At 61.6% G+C, this 21214-nt stretch carries 15 protein-coding genes; 12 read left to right on the forward strand and 3 right to left on the reverse strand.

The window, feature by feature from the left end; translation table 11 throughout:
• Position 1: 1 nt before the first annotated feature.
• The 3 genes from tssK to tagH are packed head-to-tail and all read right to left on the reverse strand — an operon-like array spanning position 2 to position 3250.
• Complete coding sequence (tssK, locus tag ACVWVP_RS02420) at positions 2-1336, reverse strand: type VI secretion system baseplate subunit TssK (protein WP_178920385.1); 1335 nt, start codon at positions 1334-1336, stop codon at positions 2-4.
• An 18-nt stretch (positions 1337-1354) separates the two neighbouring features.
• Positions 1355-1864: a type VI secretion system lipoprotein TssJ gene (gene tssJ, locus ACVWVP_RS02425; protein ID WP_176994478.1), complete on the reverse strand. Its 510-nt coding sequence runs from the start codon at positions 1862-1864 to the stop codon at positions 1355-1357.
• Positions 1865-1915: 51 nt separating this feature from the next.
• Entirely contained in the window at positions 1916-3250 is a 1335-nt protein-coding gene (tagH, locus tag ACVWVP_RS02430; protein ID WP_178920387.1) for a type VI secretion system-associated FHA domain protein TagH, read from the reverse strand.
• Between the two features lie 404 nt (positions 3251-3654).
• Between tagH and tssA the strand changes: the two genes are divergently transcribed.
• The 12 genes from tssA to ACVWVP_RS02490 all read left to right on the forward strand — a co-directional run bounded on the left by tssA (position 3655) and on the right by ACVWVP_RS02490 (position 21131).
• Complete coding sequence (gene tssA, locus ACVWVP_RS02435) at positions 3655-4674, forward strand: type VI secretion system protein TssA (RefSeq protein ID WP_457404417.1); 1020 nt, start codon at positions 3655-3657, stop codon at positions 4672-4674.
• 54 nt (positions 4675-4728) lie between these two features.
• Positions 4729-5235, forward strand: coding sequence for a type VI secretion system contractile sheath small subunit (gene tssB, locus ACVWVP_RS02440; protein ID WP_010207547.1), 507 nt, complete (start codon positions 4729-4731; stop codon positions 5233-5235).
• 2 nt (positions 5236-5237) lie between these two features.
• The gene (gene tssC / locus ACVWVP_RS02445; protein WP_178920391.1) at positions 5238-6737 is read left to right on the forward strand and encodes a type VI secretion system contractile sheath large subunit; all 1500 of its coding nucleotides are present in this window, start codon (positions 5238-5240) and stop codon (positions 6735-6737) included.
• Between the two features lie 172 nt (positions 6738-6909).
• Positions 6910-7398, forward strand: coding sequence for an Hcp family type VI secretion system effector (locus ACVWVP_RS02450; RefSeq protein ID WP_005792512.1), 489 nt, complete (start codon positions 6910-6912; stop codon positions 7396-7398).
• A 78-nt stretch (positions 7399-7476) separates the two neighbouring features.
• Positions 7477-7992: a type VI secretion system baseplate subunit TssE gene (tssE, locus tag ACVWVP_RS02455; RefSeq protein WP_005792513.1), complete on the forward strand. Its 516-nt coding sequence runs from the start codon at positions 7477-7479 to the stop codon at positions 7990-7992.
• A complete protein-coding gene (gene tssF, locus ACVWVP_RS02460; protein ID WP_178920393.1) occupies positions 7989-9848 on the forward strand; it encodes a type VI secretion system baseplate subunit TssF in 1860 nt (619 codons plus the stop codon). Before tssE ends, tssF begins: the two co-directional genes overlap by 4 nt.
• Complete coding sequence (gene tssG, locus ACVWVP_RS02465) at positions 9812-10855, forward strand: type VI secretion system baseplate subunit TssG (protein WP_178920396.1); 1044 nt, start codon at positions 9812-9814, stop codon at positions 10853-10855. Before tssF ends, tssG begins: the two co-directional genes overlap by 37 nt.
• Positions 10848-13526 carry a type VI secretion system ATPase TssH gene (tssH, locus tag ACVWVP_RS02470; RefSeq protein ID WP_259172396.1) on the forward strand — a complete coding sequence of 893 codons (2679 nt, stop codon included), beginning with the start codon at positions 10848-10850 and terminating at the stop codon, positions 13524-13526. Before tssG ends, tssH begins: the two co-directional genes overlap by 8 nt.
• 155 nt (positions 13527-13681) lie before the next feature.
• Entirely contained in the window at positions 13682-15622 is a 1941-nt protein-coding gene (locus ACVWVP_RS02475; RefSeq protein ID WP_176994485.1) for a type VI secretion system Vgr family protein, read from the forward strand.
• 14 nt (positions 15623-15636) lie between these two features.
• On the forward strand, positions 15637-16071 hold the full coding sequence (locus tag ACVWVP_RS02480; protein ID WP_457404419.1) for a DcrB-related protein: 435 nt from the start codon (positions 15637-15639) through the stop codon (positions 16069-16071).
• A gap of 12 nt (positions 16072-16083) precedes the next feature.
• Entirely contained in the window at positions 16084-20508 is a 4425-nt protein-coding gene (locus ACVWVP_RS02485) for an RHS repeat-associated core domain-containing protein (protein ID WP_457404420.1), read from the forward strand.
• Positions 20505-21131, forward strand: a complete 627-nt coding sequence (locus ACVWVP_RS02490) for a hypothetical protein (RefSeq protein WP_457404421.1) — start codon at positions 20505-20507, stop codon at positions 21129-21131. The genes ACVWVP_RS02485 and ACVWVP_RS02490 overlap by 4 nt, the downstream gene beginning before the upstream one ends.
• Positions 21132-21214 lie beyond the last annotated feature (83 nt).

The raw sequence follows: 21214 nt of genomic DNA on the forward strand, positions 1-21214 counted from the left end.
ATTATCCTCGGATCGCCCAGAAGGCCAGGTTCAAGCCCGGGAACTGCCCGGCGATGTGGAAGGCAAACCCACCGGAATTGCTCAACTGCTGCCAGTGCTCGCTGCCCCGGTCCAGTTCGTAATAGGTGGAGCCGGCGTGGTAGGGGATCTGCCGTGGTGCCACCGGCAACGGCAGCAGGCCGATGCCCGGCAGTTGCAGGTTGACCATGTCGCGGATGTGTTCCACCGAGCCGACCTTGCTCTGCTGGCCGAAGCGCGCGCGCAGGGTTTCGCCGGGCACATCGGCGCGTACCACGAGGATGAAGCTGGCGCTGTCGATCAGGGTCTTGTCGGCCAGCATCGCCACGTGGATGCCGTAGGCTTTCTCGACAATCGGGATCGGCGTGGCCTTGCTGTCGATCAGCATCGACAGGGCCTCGCGCAGCGCCGCCATCACCGGGGCAAAGCTCAGGGCCAGGTCGTCGTGCTGGTAGTGCGGGTATTCCTGGGGGCGCCGGCCGGTGGTGGAGAAGGTGGAGAATTCGCCGGCCAGGCTCACCAGCTCGCTGAAAAAACGCTCCGGGTGCAACGGGCTCAACTGGCTGAAATGCTGGATCAGCGGCTGGGCGCGGTTGACCAATTGCAGCAGCATGAAGTCGGCAATCTCCGACGCGCCACCGGCGCCCGAGGCGACCACGCGGCCGGCCAGGGCTTCGCCACGCTGGTGCAAAAGGCCCAGCAGTTCGCTGCGGAACGCCGTGAGCGGTTTGCTGGCGGCCACGTCGAGCACCGGCGGGATGTAGGTGTCGTCGAGCACCAGCGCACGGTCGGCGCGTTTTTCCTTGATGCGCACCAGGCCCACGGCGGCGTAATCGCTGATGCCGTCCTGGGCGGTCAACAGGCGCAGGGCCCGGGAACCCACGGCCACCGGCGCGCGGTTTTCGAACGGCGCGTTGTCATCACGCACTTCGCGCACCTGGCTCACATAGCGCGCGGCGCCAAGGGCTTCGCCCTCGTCGACCGTGTCGCGGGCGCCTGCACGCTTGAGCGGCAAGGCCAGGTACACCAGACCGTCACGCAGGTTGTCGTCGATGTTCAGTGGGCTCGGCGCCAGGTCGTCCTGGGGGATATTGAACGGTGTGCCGTCGGGCAACAGGCCGCGTGCAGACACAATGGCCAGCTTGCCCTGGGCCAGCAGGCCCTGGTCGATCAGCAATTCGGAAAAACCCCAGCTGCCTGCCGACAACGGGCGGCTGCGGGCATCAATGAGGTTTTCCAGGTAACGGTCATGCTGCTGGAAGTGCTGCGTTCCGATGAACATGCCTTCCGACCAGACCACGCGATTGTTCCAGGACATGGGGGCTCCGATTGCTTCTTATCTGGCAGGGCTGGATGGGGGAACCACGACGTCGGCGCGCACGGCACGCACATCGAGGCTGATCTGGTATTCGGTGTATTGGCGCGCCGGCACATTGATCACCGTGCGCCATTGCGCGCGATCAAGCTCGCGGTAACCCACCAGCAAGCCGATCTGGCGGGTGGACGGGTCGAGGTCGCGCTGAATGCTCAATTGCTGGCCGGGCTGCACCATCACTTCGTCTTGGTCGAGCAGGTCCAGGCCGAGGGTGGATTGCGCACGGTCGGCCAGGGCGAAGTAATCGGAACGGCCGAAGGTGGCGGCGTTTTTCAGCTCGAAGATGCGCACCCGCACCGGTGCCGCCTGGCCGTTGGCACCGGGGTTGAGCCCGGCAATCGCGTGGAAGTGCAATTCGACGGCGGCGGTGTCGGCTTCAGCCTCGGCCGGTGCGTCGGGTTTGGCGGCGTCCGTGGCACACGCCGTCAGCAGAAGCGCCGTGGCGGCTGCGAGTAAAAACCTGGGAATCATCCTGCGTCCTCAATGACGTACTTAGCTATCCGTTAATCCATGTACTGCGTGTCAGCGTCGCTGTCGGGCGCTGTGTTCTTCGTAGGCTCGGCTGAATTCGCGGCCGAACAGGTCCTGGAAGTCTTCCTGGGCCTCGCGGGAAATATTGCTGTAGAGCTCGGTGAACTGTTGCCAGTACTGGGCCTGGCGCGAACCGTTGAACAGGCTGGAGAGCCCGCCCGGCTTGCCCATGCGCTCTTCCAGCTGGGCCGGTTCAAAGCGCTTGAGCAGGTGCTTGATGGCCGCTTCCACCCCGGCCATTACCGCCAACTGGTGAGCGCGCAAGTCGTCGAAACTGTCGCGCACTGCTGCGTCCGGCGCCATGAACGCCTGGTTGCCGTGGCGAAGCAGCAGCAGTAACGCTTCATCGGCATTCGGGGCGAATTTCAACGGGTTGTTTTCGGCGGGCTGGATCATCGTCTGCTGCATGCGGAACTCGCCCTTGAGGCTGGCCCGGGCACGCAACACATCGATCAGGCCTTCGACCATCAGGCGGTAGCTGCGGCCGATGTTTTCCATCTGGGCGCAGGCGTCGGCCTTGTCCAGGCGCAGCTGGTCCAGGCCGGCACCGCGCAGGAAGGCTTGCAGCAGGTCGGGTTGCGCGGTATCGGCAAGCACCGGCGGCGCGATGACGGGCGCAGGGGGCGGCTCAGGTGTGGCGACTGGTACGGGCGTGGCCACCACAGGCGCGGGCGCGGGCGTGTCGCCGAACAGGTCCCAGTCCTCGGGGATCACCGAGCCGGACACCACGGGTTTTTCGACCACTGGGACTGCCACGGGCGTCGGTGGGCGGAAATCGTGCTGCTCGGAAGGCACATGGTCCGCCACGGTCGGCGGCGGCACGGCGGTGGGGCTGAGGAAGTCGAACAGGTCGGGCAAGGTGTCCATCGAGGACGCGCCCTGAAATTGCGGGGCGATCACCGGCACGGGGGCCGGCGTGGGCGTGTTCACCACGGCCCCCATCAGCGCTTCGAAGCTGTTGGGTGAGTCCCCGACAAACGGCTGGCTGTCGACGGCCTGCACGTTGAAGTCGATGCGGGCCTGGATCTCGTAATCGCCGATACGGATCAGCTCGCCGTCCTGCAGGGGCTCGCTGTTGCCCCGACGCAAACGAATACCGGCGTTGACCAACTCCACGCCGTTGGTGCTGTTATCGGTTAAATAATAACGGCCATCTTTGTATTGAATAACACAGTGTTGCGAAGAAACCAGACGCTCAGGATCAGGCAATACCCAGTCATTATCCGAGCTGCGGCCAATAGCCATCGAGCCCTGGTTCAAGGACTTTTCCGGACACTGCCCAGGGGTAATCTTGTGATAACTAGTGATAGTCAAACACAGCGACATCTTGCCTCCTTGCTGATACTTCGCGCGCGGTCGGCTCCCAGGACAGCGTTTCCCGGGAGATCCCCACCAGGCCGTGCAATCGACCTTAAAAACCTGCTTTTGTCAGCATGATCGCTGATCTTAACTGGCCTCTATGACAAAAATCCTGTCCTGGTGCGCCACCAGACCCACCAGTCGCGCAGGTTGTTAAGCACCGCACATCTGTCACAGAGGGCGAATAGCTTACCTTGACAAGGCATAAGTACTACACCAAAAATGCACAACTTCTTGAATACCAGTGATGGCACTTTGAAATCAACTTGAGTTCAAAGTTCCAATATGACCAAGAAAACATGCCTAGTTCCTCGCGCAACTAATGCATGCATTGCCCGCCATCTAACGGGCTGATAGGGAGATCAATTTCAGTGGATGTGCCGTTGCTGCTCACCGCCGTTTCCGCGACTTCGCCCTGTGGCGAAGACATGGAATATGACGCGGACTTTCTCCACCTGGAGCGTGCCGCCAAGGGTCAACCCGAGCGCAGCATGGGCGACTCGATCCTGCCCGCCGAACCTCCGGAATGGCGCAGCATCCAGCAGCAAAGCCTCGACCTGCTGGCGCGCAGCAAAGACCTGCGCATCACCCACTTTCTGGTGCAAAGCTCGCTCGCCCTGCAAGGCGTTGCCGGGTTTGCCGAAGCCCTTTCGCTGATCAACGCGCTGTTGCGCGACTACTGGGCCGAGCTGCACCCGCGCCTGGACGCCGACGACGATAACGACCCCACCGTGCGCATCAACGCCCTCACCGGCCTGACCTGCGACACGAACATCCGCCTGCTGCGCGAAAGCATCCTCACGCGCTCGCGCACCTTCGGCCCCGTGAGCCTGCGCGCCGCGCTCAACGCCAGCGGCCTGCAGAGCTTTGCCGACGAGCAACTGGGCGCCCAGCAGCTCAACGCCGCCTTCCTCGACAGCGACCCCGAGCAACTGCAAGCCACCCGCGATGCCTTGAGCGCCGCGCGCGCGGCCTGCGAAGCCATCGAGCAACAGGTCAACGATCAAGTCGGTTCCGCCCAGGGCGTGGACCTCAGTGCCCTGAAGCAGCCGCTCAAGCAAGCGCTGCAGATACTCAACCAAGCGGTGCCCGGCACCGACAGCAGCAGCGAACCCGAGGCCGTCAGTGACGACAATGCCCCCTCGGCCGACTTCGCTGCCGCCCCCGCAGTACAGCGTCCGGTCGGCGATATCGCCAGCCGCGACGACGTGCTGCGCAGCCTCGACAAGATCCTTGCGTACTACACCCGTCACGAGCCTTCGAGCCCGCTGCCGGTGCTGTTGAACCGGGCGAAGCATCTGGTGCACGCCGACTTCGCGGCCATCGTGCGCAACCTGATTCCCGACGGCATGTCCCAATTTGAAAACCTGCGCGGTCCGGACGGCGAGTAAGCCGCGCCAACGTGCAGTAACAACACCGTCGCTCAAGCGACCAGGAGCAGCAACGTGGCGAAGCAAAGTTCTCAGAAATTCATCGCGCGCAACCGTGCGCCTCGAGTGCAGATCGAGTACGACGTCGAGCTCTACGGCGCCGAGAAAAAGGTCCAGCTGCCCTTCGTGATGGGTGTGATGGCCGACCTCGCCGGCAAGCCTGCCGAGCCGCTCGCGCCCGTGGCCGACCGCAAGTTCCTTGAAGTGGACGTCGACAATTTCGACTCGCGCCTCAAGGCCATGCAGCCGCGCGTGGCGTTCCACGTGCCCAACGAGCTGACCGGTGAAGGCAACCTGAGCCTGGACATCACCTTCGAGAGCATGGACGACTTCAGCCCGGCCGCCGTGGCCCGCAAGGTCGACTCGCTGAACCAACTGCTCGAAGCCCGCACCCAGCTGGCCAACCTGCTGACCTACATGGACGGCAAGACCGGCGCTGAAGAAATCATCATGAAGGCGATCAAGGACCCGGCACTGCTCCAGGCACTTGCCAGCGCGCCGAAGCCTGCAGGGGACCAGTAATCATGACCGACAATACCGCCCGCGAAGGCTCCCAGATCCTGGGTACCCAGACCGAAGAAGCCAGCGAATTCGCGAACCTGCTGCTGCAAGAGTTCAAGCCCAAGACCGAGCGTGCCCGCGAAGCCGTGGAAACCGCCGTGCGCACCTTGGCCGAACAGGCCCTGGCGCAAACCGACTTGGTGTCCAATGACGCGATCAAGTCGATCGAATCGATCATCGCCGCCATCGACGCCAAGCTGACCGCCCAGGTCAACCAGATCATTCACCACCAGGATTTCCAGCAGCTGGAAAGCGCCTGGCGTGGCCTGCACTACCTGGTCAACAACACCGAGAGCGATGAGCAGCTCAAGATCCGCGTGCTCAACATCTCCAAACCGGACCTGCACAAGACCCTGAAGAAATTCAAGGGCACCGCGTGGGACCAGAGCCCGATCTTCAAGAAGATGTACGAAGAAGAATACGGCCAGTTCGGCGGCGAACCTTACGGCTGCCTGGTGGGCGACTACTACTTCGACCAGTCGCCTCCCGATGTGGAGCTGCTGGGCGAGCTGTCGAAAGTCTGCGCCGCCATGCACTCCCCGTTCATCGCCGCTGCTTCGCCAACCGTGATGGGCATGGGCTCGTGGCAGGAACTGTCGAACCCGCGCGACCTGACCAAGATCTTCACCACCCCGGAATACGCCGGCTGGCGTTCGCTGCGTGAATCGGAAGATTCGCGCTACATCGGCCTGACCATGCCGCGCTTCCTGGCGCGCCTGCCGTACGGCGCCAAGACCGACCCGGTAGAAGCCTTCGCCTTCGAAGAAAACACCGACGGCGCCGACAGCTCCAAGTACACCTGGGCCAACGCCGCCTACGCGATGGCAGTGAACATCAACCGTTCGTTCAAGCACTACGGCTGGTGCTCGCGTATCCGTGGCGTGGAATCGGGCGGTGAAGTGGAAAATCTGCCGGCCCACACGTTCCCGACCGATGACGGTGGCGTGGACATGAAGTGCCCGACCGAAATCGCCATCAGCGACCGCCGCGAAGCGGAACTGGCCAAGAACGGTTTCATGCCGCTGCTGCACAAGAAAAACACCGACTTCGCCGCATTCATCGGCGCCCAGTCGCTGCAGAAACCGGCCGAATACGACGACCCGGACGCCACTGCCAACGCCAACCTGGCCGCGCGCCTGCCGTACCTGTTCGCCACCTGCCGTTTCGCCCACTACTTGAAGTGCATCGTGCGCGACAAGATCGGTTCCTTCAAAGAGAAGGACGAGATGCAGCGCTGGTTGCAGGACTGGATCCTCAACTACGTGGACGGTGACCCTGCGCACTCCACCGAAACCACCAAGGCCCAGCACCCGTTGGCGGCGGCCGAAGTGATCGTGGAAGAAGTCGAAGGCAACCCGGGGTACTACAACTCCAAGTTCTACCTGCGCCCGCACTACCAGCTTGAAGGGCTGACGGTGTCGCTGCGCCTGGTATCGAAGCTGCCCTCGGCCAAGAGCGCGTAAGTAGCTGTTGAACCGGCTCTTCTGTGGGAGCCGGGCTTGCCCGCGATGCAGGCGGCGCGGTCCGGCAGGCAGACCGCGGTGATGCCATCGCAGGCAAGCCAGCTCCCACAGAAAAGCAAAGCCCCCTTGGGCTTAACCAAATTTCGTGGCCTGGGCCACACAGGGAGAAAACATGGCTGTTGATATTTTCATCAAGATCGGCGACATCAAGGGCGAGTCCATGGACAAGGCCCACAAGGACGAAATCGACGTGCTGAACTGGAGCTGGGGCATGGCCCAGTCCGGCAACATGCATGTGGGCGGAGGCGGTGGCGCGGGCAAGGTGAATATCCAGGACCTGTCGCTGACCAAGTACGTCGACAAGGCCTCGCCCAACCTGATGATGCACTGCGCCAGCGGCAAGCACATCGACAAGGTCAAGCTGACCGTGCGCAAGGCCGGTGGCGAGAGCCAGGTCGAGTACATGGTGATCAACCTGGAAGAAGTGCTGGTGACGTCCCTGAGCACCGGCGGTTCGGGCACCGATGACCGCCTGACCGAGAACGTCACCCTGAACTTTGCCCAAGTGATGGTCGACTACCAGCCGCAGAAAGCCGACGGCACCAAAGACGGCGGCGCGATCAAGTTTGGCTGGAACATCCGTTCCAACACCAAGCGCTGATAGCCCTTGAGGCCGTGGCTTCGCGCCACGGCCACAGCCCACTTGCCCCTCTCAAACCCCGTCCGTGGAGCCGCTTTGGTGGTCACTGAAATCGCTTCCCGCGACCGTCTGCAACCGTCCCTGCTGGACCGGTTGACCGACGACGATCCGACCAATCCCAAGGAAAGCGCCGATAAACGCGTGCTATCCCTGACCCAATTGAAAGCCTCGGTGCTGCGTGACCTGGCGTGGCTCCTCAACACCACGTCGTTGCTCGATGCCGATGCCACACTGCACACCCCGGCCGGTACGTCGGTGGTCAATTACGGCCTGCCGGCACTGGCGGGCAACAGTGTTTCCAGCGTGGACATCAAGGCCCTCGAAGCCCTGATCTACCAGGCCATCGCCACCTTTGAGCCACGTATTCTGCGCCACACCCTGCGCGTCAAAGCCCGCGTCGGCCATGGCGAGATGAACCACAACGCGCTGAGTTTCGAGATCGAGGGCGACCTGTGGGCACAGCCGGTGCCGTTGCGCCTGCTGCTGCAAACCGACCTGGACCTGGAGTCAGGCCACGTGCGCGTGGTCAATGCCGACCAGCGGAGACGCCCATGAACCCGCGCCTGCTGGAGCTGTACAACCAGGAACTGCACCACGTGCGCGAAAGCGCCGCCGAGTTCGCCAAGGAATACCCGAAGATCGCCAGTCGGCTGACCCTGTCCGGCATGGACTGCGCCGACCCGTACGTCGAACGTTTGCTCGAAGGTTTTGCCTACCTCACCGCCCGCGTGCAGCTCAAGCTCGACGCCGAGTACCCGACCTTCACCCACAACCTGCTGGAAATCGCCTACCCGCACTACCTGGCGCCGACGCCGTCGATGACCGTGGTGCAATTGCAGACCGACCCGGACGAAGGCTCCCTGGCCAGTGGGTTTCCGTTGCCCCGCGACAGTGTATTGCGGGCCGCGTTGGGCCGCGAAACCCAGACCTGCTGCGAGTACCGCACTGCCCACCCGGTGACGTTGTGGCCGTTGCAAGTGGCCAATGCCGAATACTTCGGTAACCCCGCTGCCGTGCTCGGGCGTCTGGCCGCCAGCGAGCCGAAAGCCAAGGCCGGCTTGCGCCTGACCCTGCGCACGGGCGCCGAATTGCCGTTCAACAGCCTCGACCTCGACAGCCTGCCGCTGTACCTCAGCGGCGCCGACGAGCAGCCGTTTCGCCTCTATGAGCAACTGCTGGGCAATGCCTGCGCAGTGTTCGCACGCAAGCCGGGGGGCGATTGGGTCGAGCGCCTGCCGCAGGATGCGCTGCGCTCCCGTGGTTTCGACGATGCAGACGCCGCCATGCCCGTGGTCGCGCGAGCGTTCCAGGGCTATCGCCTGCTGCAGGAATACTTCGCCCTGCCCCACCGCTTCCTGTTCGTCGAGTTCGCCGAACTGAGCCGTGCGGTCAAGCGCTGCGACGGCCAGGAGCTGGAACTGATCGTGCTGTTTGACCGCCATGAGCCGAGCCTGGAAGGCAGCGTCGGCGCGGCGCAGTTCCTGCCGTTCTGCACGCCGGCGATCAACCTGTTTCCCAAGCGGGTGGACCGTATCCACTTGTCTGACCGGGTCAACGAACACCATGTAATCGCCGACCGCACGCGGCCGATGGATTTCGAGATTCACTCGTTGAGCGGCATCACCGGCCACGGCACCGGGCCGGAGCAACCATTCTTGCCGTTCTACGCGGTGCGCGACCCGTCGCGGTACGGCCGCGACCAGGCCTACTACACCGTGCGCCGTGAGCCGCGTGTGCTGTCCAGCGACCAGCGCCGCAACGGCCCGCGCTCGACCTATGTGGGCAGCGAGACCTTTGTCAGCCTGGTCGACAGCCGACAGGCCCCCTACGGCCACGACCTGCGCCAGCTCGGCGTGACCGCGCTGTGCACCAACCGCGACCTGCCGCTGTTCATGAGCGTGGGCAATGGCAAGACCGACTTCACCCTGGCCGACAGCGCGCCGGTACTGGCCGTGCGCTGCGTGGCCGGCCCGAGTCGGCCACGCGCCAGCCATGCCCATGACGCCAAGGCCTGGCGCCTGATCAGCCAACTCTCGCTCAACTATTTGTCGTTGAGCGAGCAAGGCCAGGGCGCCGGTGCCTTGCGCGAACTGCTGCGCCTGTACGGCGACAGCAACGACGCCGCCCTGCAATTGCAGATCGAAGGCCTGCGTGAAGTCAGCAGCAAGGCCGTGACCCGGCGCCTGCCGATGCCCGGCCCGATTGTGTTTGGCCGTGGCTTGGAAATCACCTTGGAGTTCGATGAAAACGCGTTTCGCGGCACCGGCGTGTTCCTGCTCGGTGCCGTGCTGGAACGTTTCCTGGCGCGCTACGTGTCGATCAACAGTTTTACCGAGACGGTGATCCGTACCACCGAACGCGGCGAGATCATGCGATGGAAAGCCAAGCCCGGACGGCGTCCGACCCTGTGAACACACTGGATGCGATGCATCAGGAACCCTGGGAATACGATTTCTTCCAGGCGCTGCGCCGTCTCGAGTGCGAATCGCCGGAGCTGCCCCGCCTGGGCCATTCCCTGCGCCTGGCCGATGACCCGTTGCGCCTGGGTCAGCAGGCCGATTGCACCTTTGCCCCGGCCACCCTGGCGTCGGTCGACCCCGGTGGTGACGGCAAGCCGGCGCGCCTGGAGCAGTTCTTCTTCGGCCTTGGCGGCCCCAACGGCCCGCTACCGCTGCACATCACCGAGTACGTGCGCGAGCGTCAGCGCAACAACGCCGACAGCACCAGCAAACAGTTTTTGGATGTGTTCCACCATCGCCTGCTCAGCCTGTTCTATCGGGCCTGGGCCGAGGCGCGGCCGACAGTCAGCCATGACCGACCGGACGATGACTACTGGTCGGCACGCCTCGCCGCTCTGAGTGGACGCGGCATGCCGAGCCTGCTCAACCAGGGGCTCATCCCGGACACCGCGAAGCTGCATTACAGCGGCCACCTGTCGGCGCAAACCCGCTACCCGGACGGCCTGAAAGCCATTCTCGGCGAGTATTTCGGCCTGCCGGTGCAGATCGAAGAGTACGTCGGCCAATGGCTCGAATTGCCCGAGCGCAGCCGCGTCAGCGTGAGCGCCAACCGCTTGGGCGTGGACTTTTGCCTGGGCAGCTTCGTGTGGGACCGCCAGCACAAATTCCGCATCCGCCTGGGCCCGCTCAAGCTTGATGACTACATGAGCATGCTGCCCGGCCAGCAGCCGTTCAACGAGCTGGTGGCGTGGGTGGCCGAGTACCTGGGCCATGAACTGGACTGGGACCTGAACCTGGTCCTGCAACAACCCGAAGTCCCGGCGCTGCAACTCAACGGCAGGTTCCGCCTGGGCTTCAACACCTGGCTTGGCCAGCCCGAGCGAGACGCCAACGACCTAATCCTGGCCCGGCATTACGCCGATCAGGCCACCACCTCAAGGAATCCAGAGCATGGGTGAAATCAGTCGCGCCGCACTGTTCGGCAAACTCAACAGCGTGGCCTACAAGGCCATCGAAGCCGCCACCGTGTTCTGCAAACTGCGGGGCAACCCGTATGTGGAACTGGCCCACTGGTTTCACCAGTTGCTGCAACTGCAGGACTCGGACCTGCACCGCATCATCCGCCAGTTCAACGTGGAACCGGCGCGCCTGGCCCGTGACCTCACCGAAGCCCTGGACCGCCTGCCGCGCGGCTCAACCTCGATCACCGACTTGTCGTCCCATGTGGAAGAAGCCGTGGAGCGCGGTTGGGTCTACGGCAGCCTGATGTTCGGCGAAAGCCAGGTGCGTACCGGCTACCTGGTGCTCGGCATCCTCAAGACGCCAAGCCTGCGCCATGCATTGCTGGGCCTGTCGTCGGAGTTCGACAAGATCAAGGCCGAGGCCCTGAGCGAACGCTTTGACGAGTACGTCGGCGACTCGCCGGAGAACGCGCTGAGCGCCAGCGACGGTTTCAATGCCGGCGCCGTACCGGGCGAAGCCAGCGGGGCCATGGCGCCGAGCGCGATGGGCAAGCAGGAAGCCCTCAAGCGCTTTACCGTGGACCTGACCGAACAAGCGCGCAGCGGCAAGCTCGACCCGATCGTTGGCCGTGATGAAGAGATCCGCCAATTGGTGGACATCCTCATGCGCCGCCGCCAGAACAACCCGATCCTCACCGGTGAAGCCGGCGTGGGCAAGACCGCCGTGGTCGAAGGTTTCGCCCTGCGTATCGTTGCCGGTGACGTACCACCCGCCCTGAAAGACGTGGAGCTGCGCAGCCTGGATGTGGGCCTGTTGCAGGCCGGCGCCAGCATGAAAGGCGAGTTCGAACAGCGCCTGCGCCAGGTCATCGAAGACGTGCAGGCGTCGCCCAAGCCGATCATCCTGTTCATCGACGAAGCGCACACCCTGGTCGGTGCCGGTGGTGCTGCGGGCACGGGCGATGCGGCCAACCTGCTCAAGCCGGCCCTGGCACGCGGCACCTTGCGCACCGTGGCCGCAACCACCTGGGCCGAGTACAAGAAGCACATCGAGAAAGACCCGGCCCTTACCCGCCGCTTCCAGGTGGTACAAGTGGCCGAGCCGTCGGAAGACAAGGCGCTGCTGATGATGCGCGGCGTGGCGTCGACCATGGAAAAACACCACCAGGTGCAGATCCTCGACGAAGCGCTGGAAGCCTCGGTGAAACTGTCTCACCGTTACATCCCGGCGCGCCAGTTGCCGGACAAATCCGTGAGCCTGTTGGACACCGCCTGCGCCCGCGTCGCCATCAGCCTGCACGCGGTGCCGGCCGAAGTGGACGACAGCCGCCGCCGCATCGAGGCGCTGGAAACCGAGCTGCAAATCATCGCCCGCGAGCATGCCATCGGCATTGCGATTGGCGCGCGCCAGACCACGACCGACGCGCTGTTGAGTGCTGAGCGTGAGCGCCTGGCGACCCTGGAAAGCCGCTGGGCTGAAGAGAAAACACTGGTGGACGAACTGCTCGCCACCCGTGCAACGCTGCGTGAAACCGCAGGCGTGGTGGATAGCGCTGCTGGTAATAACGAGAGCGACGAACTGCGTGCCCAACTGGTCGACCTGCAACACCGCCTCAGCGCCCTGCAAGGCGAAACCCCGCTGATCCTGCCGACCGTGGATTACCAGGCCGTGGCCTCAGTGGTCGCCGACTGGACCGGCATTCCGGTGGGTCGCATGGCGCGCAACGAGCTGGAGACGGTGCTCAACCTCGACCAGCACCTGAAAAAACGCATCATCGGCCAGGACCATGCCCTGCAGATGATCGCCAAGCGCATCCAGACCTCCCGCGCCGGCCTCGACAACCCGAGCAAGCCGATTGGCGTGTTCATGCTGGCCGGCACCTCCGGCGTGGGCAAGACCGAAACCGCCCTGGCCCTGGCCGAAGCCATGTACGGCGGCGAGCAGAACGTCATCACCATCAACATGAGCGAGTTCCAGGAAGCCCACACCGTGTCGACCCTCAAGGGTGCGCCACCGGGTTACATCGGCTATGGCGAAGGCGGCGTGCTGACCGAAGCCGTACGACGCAAACCCTACAGCGTGGTACTGCTGGACGAGGTGGAAAAAGCCCACCCGGACGTGCATGAGATCTTCTTCCAGGTGTTCGACAAGGGCGTGATGGAAGACGGCGAAGGCCGGGTGATCGACTTCAAGAACACCCTGATCCTGCTCACCACCAACGCCGGTACCGAACTGATTTCCCACGTGTGCAAAGACCCGGCGAACGTGCCGGAGCCGGAAGAGATCGCCAAGGCCCTGCGCCAGCCGCTGCTGGAAATCTTCCCGCCGGCGCTGCTCGGCCGCCTGGTGACTATTCCGTACTACCCGCTCAGCGACGAGATGCTCAAGGCGATCACCCGCCTGCAGCTCAACCGCATCAAGAAGCGCGTGGAGAGTACGCACAAGGTGGCCTTCGACTACGACGACGCGGTGGTCGACCTGATCGTCTCGCGGTGCACCGAGACCGAAAGCGGCGGGCGCATGATCGACACCCTCCTCACCAACAGTTTGCTGCCGGACATGAGCCGTGAGTTCCTCACGCGCATGCTGGAGGGCAAGGCGTTGGCGGGTGTGCGGATCAGCAACCGGGATAACGAATTGCACTACGACTTCAGCGAAGTCGAGTAACTAAAGGTGGATGCGGTCAGTGTGGGAGCTGGCTTGCCTGCGAAAGCGGTCTGACATTCAACTTTGATGTTGACTGATACACCGCTTTCGCAGGCAAGCCAGCTCCCACATTTGATCCGGTTCCGTCAGTGAAAACGGTATTTACGGGTTAACCGATGCTATTCAACCAAGCCTCACGCCTGGCCAAAGTCACCAGCCCCCTCGGGCCGGATGTGCTGCTGCTCAATGAAATGGGCGGTGGTGAAGAGCTGGGCAGGCTGTTCAACTATGAGCTGCAACTGACGTCCCTGGACGCCAACATCGACCTCAATCAATTGCTCGGCAAACCCATGAGTGTGGGCCTGCAATTGGCGGATGGCGGTGAGCGGCACTTCCACGGCATCGTCGCGCGGTGCAGCCAGAATATCGACCAGGGCCAGTTCGCCAGCTACCAGGTGACCCTGCGCCCGTGGTTGTGGTTGCTCAGCCGCACCTCCGATTGCCGGATTTTCCAGAACCTGAGCATCCCGCAGATCATCAAGCAGGTGTTCCGCGACCTGGGGTTTTCCGATTTCGAAGACGCCTTGAGCCGGCCGTACCGCGAGTGGGAATACTGCGTGCAGTACCGCGAGACCAGTTTCGATTTCGTCAGCCGCCTGATGGAACAGGAAGGGATCTACTACTTCTTCCGCCATGAGCAGGACCGCCATGTGCTGGTGCTGGCCGATGCCTACGGTGCCCACACCACGGTGCCCGGCTACGCGTCGATCCCGTATTACCCCAAGGACGAGCAGCAGCGCGAACGTGACCACATGCATAACTGGCACCTGGCGCACGAGGTGCAGCCGGGCTCGCTGGAGCTCAACGACTACGACTTCCAACGCCCCAGCGCCAGCATCGATGTGCGTTCCGCCATGCCGCGCCCGCACACCGCCGGCGACTATCCACTGTACGACTACCCCGGCACCTACGTGCAGAGCGAAGACGGCGAACACTACGCGCGCACCCGCATCGAAGCCCTGCAAACCTTGCACGAACAAATCGAGTTCAGCGGCAATGCGCGAGGCCTGGGCTCCGGCCATTTGTTCAGCCTCACCGGCTTCAGCCGCCAGGACCAGAACCGCGAATACCTGATCGTCGGCTGCCGCTACTACATCGTCCAGGAAAGCCTGGAAAGCGGCGGCGGCTCGGGTTCGGCGCAGTTTGAAAGCAGCCTCACCTGTATCGACGCCCAACAGAGCTTCCGCCCACTGGCCAACACCCACCGGCCTATCGTCAAAGGCCCGCAAACCGCCCTGGTGGTGGGCCCCAAGGGCGAGGAAATCTGGACCGACCAGTACGGCCGCGTGAAGGTGCATTTCTATTGGGACCGCCATGACCAATCCAACGAAAACAGCTCGTGCTGGATTCGTGTGTCGCAGTCCTGGGCCGGCAAGAACTGGGGCTCGATGCAGATCCCACGGATCGGCCAGGAAGTGATTGTGAGCTTTCTTGAAGGCGACCCCGACCGGCCGATCATCACCGGCCGCGTCTACAACGCCGAGCAGACCGTGCCCTACGACCTGCCGGAAAACGCGACCCAGAGCGGCATGAAAAGCCGTTCGAGCAAGGGCGGCACGCCGGCCAACTTCAATGAAATCCGCATGGAGGACAAGAAGGGCCTGGAGCAGCTGTATATCCACGCCGAGCGTAACCAGGACATTGTGGTGGAGGTGGATGAAAGCCACTCGGTGGGGCATGACCGCAACAAGAGCATCGGCCACAACGAGACGGTGACCATCGGCAACAACCGCCTGCGCATCGTCAAGCAGGAAGACATCCTCTCGGTGGGCCAGCGCAAGACCGATAGCATCAGCCAGAGCTATGTCATCGAAGTGGGTGAAAACCTGCGGCTGGTCTGCGGCGAAAGCATTCTGGAGTTGAACGCCAGCGGGCAGATCAACCTGACCGGCGTGCAAATCAGCTTCTATGCCAGCGGCGATGCCGAATTCAACACGGGCGGCGTGCTGCACTTGAACAACGGCGGTGGCCCCGGCGCCACGCCCGATGGCCAGGGCCAGAAAGGCGCCATCGACGCCAATATCAAAGCCGCGTTCCCCGCGCCTAAAAGCTCCTGACGAGACCTGCTTTCATGACGTATCGAATCAACGAATTCCAGTTCCAACTGCCGGCCAGCGAGCTGCAGGACGCGACGATCAATATCCTCAAGTTCCCGGAACTGGGGACTTCACTGATCGTCAGCCGCAGCCTGCTCGCCGAGGGTGAAACCCTGCACAGCAACTTCAATGACCAACTCCAGCGCCTGGAAAAACAGGTGCAGGATTTACGCTATCAACCCGGTGTCGACGTGCGTTTGGGCACGGCCCAAGAGGTGGAAGGCATCGAGCTGCGCAGCCAATTCAACAAGGGCAATGACAAGGTGTTCCAGTATCAACTGGCGCTGGTACTACCGGGTACGCGCAAGATGCTCGCCTTGAGTTACGTGAAGGCCGACAAGCTTGGGGATGCCGAGGCGGCGCATTGGGCGTTGATCAAAAACTCGCTATCGTTCGACGCTGTTTCCTGATGAGCTGCCTGCATGTCTGACGCGTTATGGGCGGCCCGTATGGGCGATGCGCTGACCCACACCTCCATGATGGCCGATATCCTCGGCGGCGTGCTGGAGGTGGCGGCCAACGTGGCGATTACTGCGCTGGCGACTGCAGCTGTAGCGGCTGCCGTGGGGGTGACAATTGCTACCGCCGGTATCGGCGGCTGCATCCTCGGTGCGGTGGTGGGCATCGTCGTCGGCATGGCCATGAGCAAGACGGGGGCCGACAAGGGCCTCAGTAAGATGTGCGAGAGCTTCGCCAATGCGCTGTTCCCGCCCGTGGTGGAAGCTACGATTGCGGTGGGTTCGACCGACACCTTCGTCAACAGCATTCCGGCTGCGCGGGCTGCGGGCTCCATTCCCTCGCACGTGGCGCCCGCTGGTACGGAGCTTGAGCAAGCGCCGCCGGAGCTCGACCCCGAGCCAAAACCCGAGCCTGGCTTCCTGGACATGGCCGAGGGTTTCTTCTCCCAGCTATGGCGGCCCACCGTCGCCACGCCTGCACCGGGTGTGGTGCCGGCCCTCACCGACATGGTCCTGTGCGCCCGCCATCCGCCGATGCCGCCACAGCTTCTGGCCGAAGGGTCTGACAAAGTCACCATCAACGGCCAGCCCGCCGTGCGCAGCGGTGATCGCAGCATGTGCGAGGCGACGGTGGTGTCATCGGGGCTGATCTCGCCAAACGTCACCATTGGTGGTGGGACGGTGGTGGTGCAGGAAATTCGCAGCGGGAAGACCCCCGGCGTTGGCTTGGCGATTGAAGCATTAATGATGCTTAAAGGAGCCAAGGGCAAGACGCTGAGTAATTTGCCGTGCATGTTGTTGGGCGGTGTCAGCTCCTTTGCCGTGAGCCAGGCCATCGGCGCCATGACAAACGCCGCCATGTCTTCACTTAACCCCGTGCATACCGCGACAGGCGCCAAAATACTGGGCGGCACGAATGAATTGGATTTTGTGCTGCCAGGTGCGTTGCCCATGGCCTGGCAGCGCGTCTACAACAGCCACGATATACGCACAGCAGGGCTCTTCGGCGCGGGCTGGAGCGTTGCCTATGAGGTGAGTGTCGAAGTCCTGATGCATCCTGAGGGCGGCGAAGAGCTGATCTATACAGATGAGCAAGGGCGGCGTATCAACCTGGGTTCGCTTGTGCCAGGCAGCGCAATGTTCAGCCCTGCAGAAGTACTGAACTTCAGGCGCCATTACAACGGTCAGTTATTGATCGAGAGCGATGATGGGTTGTATCGCCTCTTCGATCTCACACCAGGTTCGACCACGCACCTTCGGTTGAGTCAGTTGGGGGATCGCAATGACAATCGGATTTTCGTCGGTTACCACGAGAACGGCCGCATTGCGCGCCTGCGGGACACATCGAACCAGGTCCAGGTTGAGCTGGTTTACGACCAGGATCGCCTGGAGCGAATCGAACGCCTGTACGCCGACCAGTCGCGTGAGGTTCTCGTCAGCTACCGCTACAACGCGATAGGTGAATTGGCGCAAGTAAGCAACGCGTCCGGCGAGGTTCAGCGACGCTTTGCCTACGACGCCGGTCGCAGGATGATTGAACACCAGCTCCCTACCGGTCTGCGCTGCTTTTATGAGTGGGGCCACATCGACAACACTGAATGGCGAGTGGTACGACACTGGACCGACGAGGGCGACGCCTACCAATTCGAGTATGACTTGCAAAAGGGCATCACACGCGTCACAGACAGCCTGCAACGTGTCAGTACTCGTCAGTGGAATGCCCAGCATCAGATAATCGCATTCACCGACAATCTGGATAAAACCTGGCTATTCGAGTGGAACGACGAGCGTCAGTTACTGAGCGCTACGGACCCTCAAGGAGGGCGCTACGAATACAGCTACGATGAGTCCGGCAACCTGACGGCTGAGACGGATCCACTCGGGCGTAGCGTATCCACACTTTGGCTGGAGCATTGGTCGCTGCCACGCACACAAACCGACGCCGCCGGTAACACTTGGCAGTATCGCTATGATCAACGCGGTAATTGTGTCGCCGAGACCGACCCGCTGGGCCATATGACCCGTTATCGCTATAACGCACAAGGCTTGGTGGTGGAGGTCATAGATGCCACCGGCAAAAGCAAACAGTTGAAATGGAACACGCTCGGGCAACTGACCGACCACTTGGATTGCTCGGGATTCCCGACTCGCTTTGGCTACGACCCTCACGGGTACTTGCAGGAGATTACCAATGCAATGGGCGAACGCACGCAGTTCCAGCATGACCGCCAGGGTCGGCTGATCAGCAAGCAATTTCCGGACGGTCGAACCGAATATTTCCAGCGCGACAGTGCCGGCCTACTGCTGGGTCATACAGACCCTGCGGGGCACACGACTCTTTACCAGCACAATCGCAGGGGCCAGGTCTGCCAACGTACGGATGCACAGGGTCGCCAGGTTAGCCTGGGCTATGACACGTTCGGCCGGCTACAGTCGTTGAGCAACGAAAATGGTGAGCGCTATCGGTTCACCTGGGATGCCTGTGATCGAATGATCCAGCAACATGGCCTCGACGGGGGCACAAAATCCTACGCCTACGATGGGCTGGACAACCTGATCCGCGTGACGTCCACTCCAGCGCCTTATGGCACCGGGCTCGCAATTGTCCCCCGAGCACCTGAAGCACCGATCATTCATCAATTGGAACGCGACGCCGTTGGACGACTGATCGCAAAAGTCACGGATGATGGCCGCACCGAATACCACTACGATCCACTGAACCAACTCAGCGCCGTCACGTTCAAGGAGGCGTCGGGCGCTGAACAGAGGCTTGGCTTTGCCTACAACGCGCTCGGCCAATTGCTTGAGGAACACAGTGCCTTTGGCAGCCTTCACCATCGCTATGATGAACTCGGCAACCTGATACAAACCCAAGTACCTGATGGCCGCTGGCTCAACCGCCTCTACTACGGGAGCGGTCATTTGCACCAGATCAATCTTGACGGCGAGGTGATCAGTGACTTCGAGCGTGACCGACTCCATCGTGAAGTCTTGCGCACTCAGGGTCAGCTTAGTACGCGCAGCGACTACGACCCCGTCGGCCGCTTACGTGCTCGCATACGCCGTCATGACAGCCAGCCCGCCTTGCTGCCACCCGATATGCAAAGACAGTTCGAATACGACCCGGCTGACAATTTGATCGGAAAGCTGGATCAGCGGTCCTCTGCGCGCCATCAACAACTGTTTCATTACGACGCAACAGACCGCCTTATCGCGAGCCAAGACTCTTTGTACGGCACTCGTGAGACCTTTGCATATGACGCAGCAGCCAACTTGCTTGACAGCGTCCACCCCAGCCAGGGGAAGGTGCTCCACAACAGGTTGGTCAGCTTTCAAGACAAGCGTTATCGCTATGACGGCTTCGGCCGAGTAATCGAAAAGCGCAGCGGGCGATACGGTGTACAAAGGTTTAGCTATGACGCCGAAAGCCGCCTGGTAGAAGTACGCAATGAAAAGGGCCATGTGGTTCGGATGGCCTACGACGCGCTGGATCGGCGTATCAAAAAGACCGAACAGGACCGCAATGGTTATACCTTGAGCCAATTCAGCTTCATTTGGGACGGTCTGCGACTGCTCTCAGAGACGCAAAATGAACGCAGCAGCCTCTATGTCTATCTCAATCAAGGACACGAGCCCTTGGCGCGAGTCGATGGATTGGGCGTGCACAAGAAGACCCGTTATTACCACAACGACCTCAATGGTTTGCCCGAGCAATTGACCGAGAGCGATGGAAACATCGTCTGGAAAGCGATCTATCAGGTGTGGGGCAATACCGTTAGTGAAGAACGGGAACCCTATTATCTGGAAGATCAGAATATTCGCTTCCAAGGCCAGTATCTGGATCGGGAAACCGGACTGCACTACAACACGTTCCGCTTTTATGACCCCGATATCGGCAGATTCACTACAGAAGACCCGGTTGGATTACTGGGTGGCATTAACCTCTATCAGTACGCCCCCAACCCTCTGGGCTGGAGTGACCCACTGGGCTGGTGCTCGACGAAGCTAGGCAAGAACATGGGGGCTCGCAAAGGTGACGGTATGGCCAACCATCACCTGATACCCGAGGAGCTGATCAAACACAAAGAGTTCGGCAAAATGTTCTCCAGGCTGAAAAAGATAGGTTGGGACCCGGATGGCGCCTCCAACGGTGCTTTCCTGCCAGGATCAAAGGACCTTGCCGCCAAAACGCAGCTTCCTGGACATTGGTCGAACCATAACAAGTACACCGATGCTGTCAGGGACAGGCTCAGGGGCTTGAACAAACAACAAGCCGGGTTATCTGACATGGACCTCGCACTGGAAGTCTCGAACATCCAAAAATGGGCGAGCGGCGGGCTGCAGAATGGCCTCTTCAAAACTGATGCAGTTACAGGACGACTTTTATGACCGGCGCCAGCGCTGATTTCTTCATCGTGAACTACCACACCAACGGGGCGGATGCGCCCAGCTTCTTTGAGTCGGACTGGACTCCTGGCGTCCCGGAGTTTCATTACCCTTCAGAAACACCGGATGAGAGTCAGTTTGCCAGTGCTTATAAAGTCAAGGCCAAGATCAAGGAGTTGAAAGCGGACCTCATGATTGAGGAATTGCTGGCGACAGATGCCGTCTTGACCATCTGCGCAACGCTCGAAATTCCTCATATCACGCGTCAGGTCGAGATAGAGTTAAAAGGAAAAAAAACACCTGAAAAACGCTACAACCTTTTCGTTCCGACCGCCCGACTCAGCCTGCTTGATCTTGAGCATTCGGTATTCACCATCGACCGCGACAAATACACCGGCAAACTCAAGACACCAGAAGAAAGTGATGTACCCGCTATCGTTTTTGAGTCCATCGAATCATTCAAGATAAAACCCGGTATTCATCAACACCTGTTTCTATGCACGGATATTAACGAAACGGTCTGTTCGGCTGAATTCAAGGCGATGTTCGAATCCAAGGCGCTTTTTGGGCTAGCGTTCACACCGTTGGATGCCACTTATAAATTCGATCCTTGGGGGGAGTTGTAACCGGGAGGTGACTACTGGTCTGACATTCTCCAGCCTACAAAAAATGGGCACCCGACCCTGTCGGCGTGCCCATTCTTTTACCG

The sequence above is a fragment of the Pseudomonas sp. TE24901 genome (assembly GCF_054058375.1).

Bases quoted from the DNA above. Each gene is read 5' to 3' on its own strand.
- ACVWVP_RS02450 (WP_005792512.1), top strand. From the start codon at position 6,910: ATGGCTGTTGATATTTTCATCAAGATCGGCGACATCAAGGGCGAGTCC.
- tssG (WP_178920396.1), top strand. From the start codon at position 9,812: ATGGAAAGCCAAGCCCGGACGGCGTCCGACCCTGTGAACACACTGGAT.
- tssK (WP_178920385.1), bottom strand. From the start codon at position 1,336: ATGTCCTGGAACAATCGCGTGGTCTGGTCGGAAGGCATGTTCATCGGA.
- tssF (WP_178920393.1), top strand. From the start codon at position 7,989: ATGAACCCGCGCCTGCTGGAGCTGTACAACCAGGAACTGCACCACGTG.
- ACVWVP_RS02490 (WP_457404421.1), top strand. From the start codon at position 20,505: ATGACCGGCGCCAGCGCTGATTTCTTCATCGTGAACTACCACACCAAC.
- ACVWVP_RS02485 (WP_457404420.1), top strand. From the start codon at position 16,084: ATGTCTGACGCGTTATGGGCGGCCCGTATGGGCGATGCGCTGACCCAC.
- tssJ (WP_176994478.1), bottom strand. From the start codon at position 1,864: ATGATTCCCAGGTTTTTACTCGCAGCCGCCACGGCGCTTCTGCTGACG.
- ACVWVP_RS02475 (WP_176994485.1), top strand. From the start codon at position 13,682: ATGCTATTCAACCAAGCCTCACGCCTGGCCAAAGTCACCAGCCCCCTC.
- tssC (WP_178920391.1), top strand. From the start codon at position 5,238: ATGACCGACAATACCGCCCGCGAAGGCTCCCAGATCCTGGGTACCCAG.
- tagH (WP_178920387.1), bottom strand. From the start codon at position 3,250: ATGTCGCTGTGTTTGACTATCACTAGTTATCACAAGATTACCCCTGGG.
- tssH (WP_259172396.1), top strand. From the start codon at position 10,848: ATGGGTGAAATCAGTCGCGCCGCACTGTTCGGCAAACTCAACAGCGTG.
- ACVWVP_RS02480 (WP_457404419.1), top strand. From the start codon at position 15,637: ATGACGTATCGAATCAACGAATTCCAGTTCCAACTGCCGGCCAGCGAG.